This window comes from Streptomyces siamensis (assembly GCF_039543605.1).
GTDB lineage: Bacteria > Actinomycetota > Actinomycetes > Streptomycetales > Streptomycetaceae > Streptomyces > Streptomyces siamensis.
Genome location: NZ_BAABKB010000066.1, coordinates 1 through 7,344, shown reverse-complemented (window position 1 = coordinate 7,344; position 7,344 = coordinate 1). Strand labels below are relative to the sequence as shown.

Genomic DNA, 7,344 nt, shown 5'->3' with positions numbered 1-7,344 from the left:
CGAGGGGGTCGCCCGGTGCCGCGCGTACCTCAACCGCGGGCGGCCAGGATCCGCCGAGCGCGTTCCAGCACGGGCTTGTCGACCATCTGTCCGTCGACCACGGTGACCGACTCGCCCGCCTCGACCACGGCACGTGCCCACCGCAGTTCGCGCTCGGTAGGGGCGAACTGGGCCGTCACGGCGGCGACCTGGGCGGGGTGGATGCACAGCTTCCCGGTGAAGCCCAGGCGGCGGGCGTGCGCGATGTCCGCGGTGAGGGCGTCCGAGTCCTTCACGCTGGTGGTGACACCGTCGACAGGGGGGCACAGGCCTGTGGCGGCCGAAGCCGAGACCAGTTTCGAGCGCGCGTACGCGAGTGCCATGTGGTCGTCATGGGCGACGCCGAGCTGGCTGGACAGGTCGGCGTTGCCGAAAGCCAGGCGGACCGCGCCGGGCGTGGCGCACAGCGCGAGCGCCCGCTCCACGCCGGCGGCCGTCTCGACCAGCGGGATCAGGGGGCACTTGCGGGCCGTACGACGGGAGAGCTGCGCCAGTACGGCGGGGTCCTCGGACTTGGGCACCATGACGGGGACGCTGAAACGGGCCGCCACTTCGAGATCGGCGTCGCTCCACGCCGTGCCCGGCGCATTGATCCTGACCACGGCGCTGTTGCCCGCGCCGAGCCATGCGGCCACGTTGTCGCGCGCCAAGTCCTTGTCCTGCGCGGCGACGGCGTCCTCGAGGTCGACGATGACCGCGTCCGCGCCGGCGGAGGCTGCCTTGGCGAACCGGTCCGGCCGGTCGCCGGGGACGAACAGCAGGCTGCGGGCGGTCTCGAGCCGGCTTCGGGAGAGGGTCATGCGAAGGTCACCTCGGCGGTGGCGTGGCGCTGTTCACGATGCGTCGCGATGCTCAGGGCGGCGTTCCGGCCCGTCGGCGCCCCGGCGGCCAGCAGGCGCTCGCCCGCGAACGCGGGGCGTCGCAGCCGGTAGGACACGGACCGGACAGGGCGGGTGGGAGCGTTGCGGCGTACCAGTTCGAGCATGGTCAGCACCAGGAGCGGGCCGTGGACGACGAGGCCGGGGTAGCCCTCCACACCCTCGGCGTACGGCGCGTCGTAGTGGATGCGGTGAGCGTTCGCGGTGAGGGCGCTGAACCGGAACAGCAGCGCCGGGTCCGGCTGCAGCGGGAGCTGCCAGGTGTCCTCGGAGTGCGGCCGCGCGGCGATGTCGAGATCCGCCGGATGCTGCCCCGCGCTTCGCCCCGACCGGTAGACGATGTCCTGTTCTTCGACCACCCGCGTGGTGCCGTGCTGAAGGTACTCACTGCGCACGGTGACGAAGAGGAGTTCCCCGGTGGAGCCCTGCTTGGTCGCGACCGTGCTCACGCTGCTGACGCGCTGAGCGGGCTCACCGACGCGCAGCGGTTCGACGATCTTGCAGCGTCCTCCGGCGAACATCCGCTGCCGGTCGGGGACGGGCGGCAGGAAGTGCCCGTGACGGGGGTGTCCGTCGTCTCCCAGGTCCTGCTGCGCCGGCCACTGAAGGAAGTACAGCCAGTGCCACAGCGGGGGCAGCGCGTCACCGGCCACAGCGACCGGCTTCGACTGGTCGAGGAGTGCCGACAAAGCGGCCACCGGGGCGGGGGACAGGACATCGTCCTCGGCGACCGCTCCAGGACTCCACGATTCCACGTAGGAGCCGAGTCCGCTCTGGACGTTGTGCATGGCTTCTCCTCAACGAGTGGCGAGGGCGGTGCGATCGGCCGCGGAGGTCGCCGAAGCGCGACAGGCCCGGTGGCGACGCCGACGGGGCGGCGGCAGGCTCATCATCATGCGCGCTGATGGGTGGTCTTGAGTAATAGAAGTCCCTGATGCCGCTATGCCTCGGCGGTATGGCCGCCTCCACGGACATGCGCCGCCTGGGCGCCGCGCGGTGGGACGGGCGCCGTCACGCTCCCTTCCTCGCGCCCCTGTCGTGCAACTCCGCGGACGGCCACCGGCCCTGTCGTACGGCCGAGTGGATCTGGCGGGACAGTTCCTTGGCCACGACCTCGGCCGCGGGCGTGACCCGCCCCGCCCGGGAGGTGCCGAGCACGATCGAGCGCCACACCTCGGGTTCACACAGCGGCGCGGCGCTCAGCGAACCGTTCGCCACGTCCTCGGCGATGCCGACGCCGGGCAGGATGGTCCAGCCGTGGCCTGCCCGCACGAGCTGTTTCTGCACGAGCATGGAGTTGGTCTGGACGACCAGGTTCATCTCCACCTTGGCCTGCGCGACGGCCGCGTCGATCACCGTACGCAGTCCGTGGCCGGACGCGGGCACCACCAGCGGATGCGACACGGCCTGCTCCAGCGGGACGGGCTCGTCTGCCCGGAGCCCGGCGGACGGCGGCGCGACCGCCCACAGTCTCTCCCGCACCAGCGGTTCCACGTTGAGTGACGGCGTACCGGCGAGGTTGTACAACAGCGTCAGATCCAGGTCTCCCTCGTCGAGCCACTGCTGAAGGTGGCCGGAGTACGCGGTGAGCAGGCGCAGCTCGATGCCGGGGTGGTCACGGATGACGGCGGACGCGAGGGGTTCGGCCAGCAGGTCGGTGGCGCTGTCGAGCAGGCCGACGGTCACGATGCCGCTGACCACGTCCGGTGTCGGCCGGATCTCCGCGCGGGCCCGCTCCAGCTCGTTCAGGGCACGCCGGGCGCGCTCCACCATGGTCGTACCGGCCGCCGTGAGCTGCATTCCCTGCCGGGTCCGCTCGAACAGAGTGACGCCCAACTCCTGCTCCAGGGTGCGGATCTGCCGGGTGACGGCCGGCTGGACCAGATGCAGCAGTTCCGCCGCGCGCGTGACACTGCCCGCCTCGGCCACCGTGACGAGCGCTCTGAGCTGTTTGAGGTCCATCGTTCCTTCGCCTCGTCCGTGCTATCTGCGCTGAGCATGGGGCTATCAAAAATCAGCATTTCACCTGAGGCCCCATGAGCATCCATGATGGCACTGCTGCCGGAACCAGGGAGGATCCCGGAATGCACCGGCTGCACAACGGTGCATCGGGCGGCCGGAGGGCGTCACCGCACCCGTCCTCCGCGTCGGCGGATCTGCCGTATCACCCCGACGGGAGATCCGCCGACGACGAGGCCCTCCACGCAGCACGCTCCCCGCAAGGCCCTGGAAGGTCCCTGGAGGCCCGAACATGACCGCACTCCCGCTCTCCGGAGTCACCGTCGTGAGTGTCGAGCAGGCGGTGGCGGCGCCGTACGCCACCCGCCAACTGGCCGACCTCGGCGCCCGGGTGATCAAGGTGGAGCGGCCCGGGGGCGGCGACTTCGCCCGCCGTTACGACACCACGGTGCAGGGCCAGTCCAGCTATTTCGTCTGGCTGAACCGGTCCAAGGAGTCGGTGACGCTGGACCTGAAGTCCCCGGCCGGCCGGGACATACTGGAACAACTGCTGGGCCGGGCGGAGGTGTTCGTACAGAACCTCGCTCCTGGTGCGGCGGCCCGCCTGGGGTTGGACGCCGAATCCCTCACGCGCCGGCACACGTCACTGATCCCGTGCACCGTCTCCGGATACGGCACCACCGGCCCGTGGGCGGACCGCAAGGCCTACGACCTGCTCATCCAGTGTCAGACCGGCCTGGTCTCGCTGACCGGCACGCCGGAGGAGACCGCCCGGGTCGGGGTGTCGGTCGCCGACATCGCCGCTGGCATGTACGCCTACTCCGGCATCCTGACCGCGCTCTACACACGGGCGACCACCGGCGTCGCGCGGGCCGTGGAGGTGTCGCTCTTCGAGGCGCTGGCGGAGTGGATGGGCCAGCCCGCGTACTACACACGGCACGGCGGCACCCAGCCCCCACGGCTGGGCACCCAGCACGCCACCATCGCACCGTACGGCGCCTACGCGACGGCCGACGGCAAGCAGGTGCTGTTCTCCATCCAGAACGAGCGCGAGTGGGCGGCGTTGTGCGAACGCGTCCTGGTGCGGCCGGAGTTGGTGAACGATCCGCGGTTCGCCATCGGATCGGACCGGGTCGCCCACCGGAACGAACTCGACGTGATCATCGCGGAACGGTTCCTGCGGTCCGGCAGCGACGAGGTCATGAAGCTGCTGGACGCTGCGGGGATCGCGAACGCCGGGGTCAACGACGTACGCGAATTCATCGACCATCCGGTGCTCGCCGAGCGCGGCCGCTGGCACGAAGTGGCCATACCCGGCGCCGTGGTGCCGGCCCTGCGACCTCCGGCGGACCTGGCCGGGGTCGACCCGCGCATGGACCCCGTGCCCGCCGTCGGCGAACACACCGAGCGGATCCTGGCCGAACTGGGACTTACCGCAACCCGGATCGAGGGACTGAGGGCCGACGGCGTCATCTGACAGCACGCCTCGGCACCGAAAGACCTGAACCACCTGAACGACGAGGAGTACACCGTGAGCACCCTGGACGCCCTCTCCGAGGACGAGCAGTTCGTCGTCAAGACCGTACGCGAATTCGTCGACAAGGAGGTGAAGCCCGTCGTCCAGGAACTGGAGCACTCCAACACCTACCCCGAGGCCCTGATCGAGCAGATGAAGAAGCTCGGCATCTATGGGCTGGCGGTCCCCGAGGAGTACGGCGGCAACCCCGTCTCCATGCCCTGCTACGTCCTGGTCACCGAAGAACTCTCCCGCGGCTGGATGAGCCTGGCCGGTGCCATGGGCAGCCACACCGTGGTGGCCAAGCTGCTGGTGCACTTCGGCACCGAGGAGCAGAAGCGCCGCTACCTGCCGAAGATGGCCACCGGTGAGATGCGCGCCACCATGGCCCTGACCGAGCCCGGCGGCGGCTCCGACCTCCAGGCCATGCGCACCGTCGCCCGCAAGGACGATGGGGGCACCTCCCGCGCGAGCGAAGCCGAGCGTGGGGGAGGCTACGTGGTCAACGGGTCCAAGACCTGGATCACCAACTCCCGGCGCGCCGGGCTGATCGCGCTGATGTGCAAGACCGACCCCGACGCGAGCCCCGCGCACCAGGGCATCTCGATCCTCCTCGCCGAACACGGGCCGGGTCTCACGGTCTCCCGCGACCTGCCCAAGCTGGGCTACAAGGGCGTGGAGACCTGCGAGCTGGCGTTCGACGACTACCGAGTGCCCGCGGACGCGGTGCTCGGCGGCGTCGAGGGCAAGGGCTTCTCCCAGATGATGAAAGGTCTGGAGACCGGGCGTCTTCAGGTCGCGGCCCGTGCGCTCGGCGTCGGCCGGGCGGCGCTGGAGGACTCGCTCGCCTATGCCCAGGAGCGCGAGTCCTTCGGCAAGCCCATCTGGCAGCACCAGTCGATCGGCCACTACCTCGCCGACATGGCCACGTCGCTGACCGCCGCCCGCCAGCTCACCCTGTACGCCGCCCGGGAGGCCGAAGCCGGCCGACGGGTGGACATGGAGGCCGGCATGGCCAAGCTGTTCGCCTCCGAGACCGGCATGCAGATCGCCCTCAACGCCGTCCGAATCCACGGCGGTTACGGCTACTCGACCGAGTTCGATGTCGAGCGGTACTTCCGTGACGCCCCGCTGATGATCGTCGGCGAGGGCACCAACGAGATCCAGAAGAACGTGATCGCGGCCCAGCTCGTCAAGCGCGGCGGCCTCGACGCCTGATGGCAGGCGCGAAAGACATGAAGGCGGCCCGGGCCAGGGCTGCCATGGAGAACAGGAGCGCACCCTCATGGTGAAAATCGTTGTTTGTGTGAAGTACGTGCCCGATGCCACTGGCGACCGGCACTTCGCCGACGACCTGACCGTCGACCGTGACGACGTGGACGGCCTGCTGTCGGAACTGGACGAGTACGCCGTCGAGCAGGCGCTGCAGATCGCCGAGAACTACGACGGCGACGCGGAGGTCATCGCGCTGACCGTGGGGCCGGAGGATGCCAAGGACGCGCTCCGCAAGGCTCTTTCGATGGGTGCCGACAAGGCCGTACACGTCGAGGACGACGATCTGCACGGCACCGACCTCATCGGTACGTCGCTGGTGCTGGCGAAGGCGATCGAGAAGGCCGGCTTCGACCTGGTGGTCTCCGGCATGGCATCGACGGACGGTACCGCCGGTGTGGTCCCCGCGCTGGTGGCCGAGCGCCTGGGCGTCCCGCAGGCCACGCTGCTGTCCGAGGTGTCGGTCGAGGGCGGCACGGTCAAGGGACGCCGGGACACCGATGCCGCCACCGAGCAGGTGGAGGCCTCCCTGCCCGCGCTGGTGTCCGTGACCGACCGGTCCGGTGAGGCGCGGTACCCCTCCTTCAAGGGCATCATGGCGGCCAAAAAAAAGCCGGTGGAGTCCTGGGACCTGTCCGACCTCGACATCGAGGCCTATCAGGTGGGACTCGACGGAGCCTGGACCAAGGTCGACTCGGCGGCTCAGCGTCCGGCTCGCACGGTGGGCACGATCGTCAAGGACGAGGGCGACGGCGGCAAGCAGCTCGCCGAGTTCCTCGCGGGCCAGAAGTTCGTCTGAATCGCTAGGAGTTGCTTTCCCATGGCTGAAGTTCTTGTCTACGTCGACCACGTGGACGGTGCCGTCCGCAAGCCCACCCTTGAGCTGCTGACACTCGCCCGTCGGATCGGCGAGCCGGTCGCCGTCGTGCTGGGCGCCGGTGCGGAGAGCGCGGCCGCCGCGCTGGCCGAGCACGGTGCGACCCGTGTCCTTGCTCACGACGCGTCCGAGTACGCCGACTTCCTGGTCGTACCGAAGGTGGACGCGCTGCAGGCTGCCGTCGAGGCCGTCTCGCCTGCCGCCGTGCTGGTCCCGTCCTCCGCAGAGGGCAAGGAGATCGCGGCGCGGCTGGCGCTGCGGATCGGTTCGGGCATCATCACCGACGCCGTCGACCTGGAGGCCGGCGAGGAGGGCCCGGTGGCCACCCAGTCGGTGTTCGCCGCCTCGTTCACGACCAAGTCCCGTGTCGTCAAGGGCACTCCGGTCATCACGGTGAAGCCGAACAGCGCTGCCGTGGAGGTCGCTCCAGCGGCCGGTGCGGTCGAGGCGCTGATCGTGTCGTTCTCGGAGAAGGCGACGGGCACGAAGGTGACCGCGCGCACGCCGCGTGAGTCGACGGGCCGTCCGGAGCTGACCGAGGCCGCGATCGTGGTCTCCGGTGGCCGTGGCGTCAACGGTGCCGAGAACTTCTCGATCATCGAGGCTCTCGCCGACTCCCTCGGCGCGGCCGTGGGCGCCTCGCGTGCCGCGGTGGACGCCGGCTGGTACCCGCACACCAACCAGGTCGGCCAGACCGGCAAGTCGGTCTCGCCGCAGCTGTACATCGCGTCCGGCATCTCGGGTGCGATCCAGCACCGTGCCGGTATGCAGACCTCGAAGACGATCGTGGCGATCAACAAGGA

7 protein-coding genes are annotated in these 7,344 nt (G+C 69.9%); 4 read left to right on the top strand and 3 right to left on the bottom strand.

Going from position 1 to position 7,344, the window contains the following annotated elements; genetic code table 11:
- Nucleotides 1-29: 29 nt before the first annotated feature.
- The 3 genes from ABEB03_RS43760 to ABEB03_RS43750 all read right to left on the bottom strand — a co-directional run bounded on the left by ABEB03_RS43760 (nucleotide 30) and on the right by ABEB03_RS43750 (nucleotide 2,879).
- A complete protein-coding gene (locus ABEB03_RS43760; protein ID WP_345658687.1) occupies nucleotides 30-839 on the bottom strand; it encodes an HpcH/HpaI aldolase/citrate lyase family protein in 810 nt (269 codons plus the stop codon).
- On the bottom strand, nucleotides 836-1,705 hold the full coding sequence (locus ABEB03_RS43755; protein ID WP_345658686.1) for an HTD2 family dehydratase: 870 nt from the start codon (nucleotides 1,703-1,705) through the stop codon (nucleotides 836-838). Before ABEB03_RS43755 ends, ABEB03_RS43760 begins: the two co-directional genes overlap by 4 nt.
- 223 nt (nucleotides 1,706-1,928) lie before the next feature.
- Nucleotides 1,929-2,879 (bottom strand): LysR family transcriptional regulator, encoded by a 951-nt coding sequence (locus tag ABEB03_RS43750; protein ID WP_345658685.1) that lies wholly within the window; start codon nucleotides 2,877-2,879, stop codon nucleotides 1,929-1,931.
- Between the two features lie 289 nt (nucleotides 2,880-3,168).
- Here ABEB03_RS43750 and ABEB03_RS43745 point away from each other — a divergent pair, with 289 nt between their 5' ends.
- The 4 genes from ABEB03_RS43745 to ABEB03_RS43730 all read left to right on the top strand — a co-directional run.
- Nucleotides 3,169-4,353 carry a CaiB/BaiF CoA transferase family protein gene (locus ABEB03_RS43745; protein ID WP_345658683.1) on the top strand — a complete coding sequence of 395 codons (1,185 nt, stop codon included), beginning with the start codon at nucleotides 3,169-3,171 and terminating at the stop codon, nucleotides 4,351-4,353.
- 54 nt (nucleotides 4,354-4,407) lie between these two features.
- Nucleotides 4,408-5,610 (top strand): acyl-CoA dehydrogenase family protein, encoded by a 1,203-nt coding sequence (locus tag ABEB03_RS43740; RefSeq protein WP_345658682.1) that lies wholly within the window; start codon nucleotides 4,408-4,410, stop codon nucleotides 5,608-5,610.
- 67 nt (nucleotides 5,611-5,677) lie between these two features.
- Nucleotides 5,678-6,463, top strand: coding sequence for an electron transfer flavoprotein subunit beta/FixA family protein (locus ABEB03_RS43735; protein WP_345658681.1), 786 nt, complete (start codon nucleotides 5,678-5,680; stop codon nucleotides 6,461-6,463).
- Nucleotides 6,464-6,484: 21 nt separating this feature from the next.
- Nucleotides 6,485-7,344, top strand: an 860-nt coding sequence (locus tag ABEB03_RS43730) for an electron transfer flavoprotein subunit alpha/FixB family protein (RefSeq protein ID WP_345658679.1), incomplete at its 3' end; no start/stop codon positions are given.

Bases quoted from the DNA above. Each gene is read 5' to 3' on its own strand.
- ABEB03_RS43750 (WP_345658685.1), bottom strand. From the start codon at position 2,879: ATGGACCTCAAACAGCTCAGAGCGCTCGTCACGGTGGCCGAGGCGGGC.
- ABEB03_RS43755 (WP_345658686.1), bottom strand. From the start codon at position 1,705: ATGCACAACGTCCAGAGCGGACTCGGCTCCTACGTGGAATCGTGGAGT.
- ABEB03_RS43745 (WP_345658683.1), top strand. From the start codon at position 3,169: ATGACCGCACTCCCGCTCTCCGGAGTCACCGTCGTGAGTGTCGAGCAG.
- ABEB03_RS43735 (WP_345658681.1), top strand. From the start codon at position 5,678: ATGGTGAAAATCGTTGTTTGTGTGAAGTACGTGCCCGATGCCACTGGC.
- ABEB03_RS43760 (WP_345658687.1), bottom strand. From the start codon at position 839: ATGACCCTCTCCCGAAGCCGGCTCGAGACCGCCCGCAGCCTGCTGTTC.